The sequence below is a fragment of the Vibrio sagamiensis NBRC 104589 genome, from assembly GCF_007990935.1.
In the GTDB taxonomy this organism is placed as follows: Bacteria; Pseudomonadota; Gammaproteobacteria; order Enterobacterales; family Vibrionaceae; genus Vibrio; species Vibrio sagamiensis.
Genome location: NZ_BJXJ01000128.1, coordinates 1 through 1,121, shown reverse-complemented (window position 1 = coordinate 1,121; position 1,121 = coordinate 1). Strand labels below are relative to the sequence as shown.

Sequence of the window (1,121 nt, the reverse complement as noted above, 5' to 3'; positions counted from 1 at the left end):
CGCACTGCTCAGTGATGAATCATTGTTAAAGTCTGGCGGGTTGTGAGGTTTTTGCAACAAGCCCAAAGGATATATCAAATGGTGGGGTTTTAACCGTTCACGGCATTTGGGCTATTGAAGTATATATAGACAACCTTGAGTTTAGAGGAAAGGAAGTAAGAGGAAAATTTAGATATGATATACAAGACCATTTTGGCTTAGATACTAACGATATTAATCACAGACTTGCATCTTCACATAAAGCCTTTGAACTTTTTAAAAGCTTCAGGTCATGGTACTTATTACAACATTATACTGGATATGGATTTAAACCTTTTATTACTCAAATGAATTTTACTCTAACGAATTAGGATGTGGGTTTTGTTAACATCATCGGTAATCTAATATGAAAAAATCAATCATTAAAATATCGTCCTTTGCAATCATCTTAATTTTTACTGTCATAGGCTTTAAGATATATACCACCGATAGAACTGCTAAAAGTCGTGGCGATGGATTATTTTGGAAAGAAGTTGAATATGTAGCCGTAGGTGATAATTATACAACTCCGAGGGACTATGAGATTCTAGCTGAAGATCAGAATGGAAGTAATGTGATTGGTTTTGGGGGTGACAATAAGCATACATACTTGATGGTAGATTCTTTCTTAGATCAGAGGCTATTTGTTAGAGAAGACTATATTCCTAATAATAATGGTCCATTAACAGCAGTTGCGATTCGGCGTGATCTCATTAAATCAATTGAAGATAAATATGGAATAAAAAAAATTTTAGAAGAATCAAAAAAAACACTACCTAAAATTTGTAAATTTTCTAATATCAATGATCTTTTTAAGGTTGAGTATTCATTCAATGATAGTCAGGTTACTGACTTCTCTGCTGGTTATATTTCATTTCATAATGGGATATGGGTATATGTAAAGATGTTAAACGATGACAGCTTTAAAGACCTTTATAATCGTAGAAGTGCTAACTTAGAATGTTATGAAATTAATGACACTAAAAACGTATTAAAAAACAACTATTAATCACACGAGGTTTGTTGCAAAAATTTAAGATGTTTCTGAGGTACTCATTTGGTGCCTCTTTTCATGCGTAAATTCCAAAGATATTGAAGAGTTC

The 1,121-nt window shown here is 32.6% G+C and carries 2 protein-coding genes; both read left to right on the top strand.

Features of this window, described 5'->3' with window-relative positions; all coding sequences use genetic code 11:
* Positions 1-32 precede the first annotated feature (32 nt).
* Entirely contained in the window at positions 33-350 is a 318-nt protein-coding gene (locus VSA01S_RS20615) for a DUF3289 family protein (RefSeq protein WP_083932339.1), read from the top strand.
* Positions 351-385: 35 nt separating this feature from the next.
* The gene (locus VSA01S_RS19765; RefSeq protein WP_039983854.1) at positions 386-1,027 is read left to right on the top strand and encodes a hypothetical protein; all 642 of its coding nucleotides are present in this window, start codon (positions 386-388) and stop codon (positions 1,025-1,027) included.
* The last annotated feature ends 94 nt before the right edge of the window (positions 1,028-1,121 follow it).

What these genes read in the sequence shown, in the direction of transcription:
- VSA01S_RS19765 (WP_039983854.1), top strand. Translation starts at nt 386, where the DNA reads ATGAAAAAATCAATCATTAAAATATCGTCCTTTGCAATCATCTTAATT.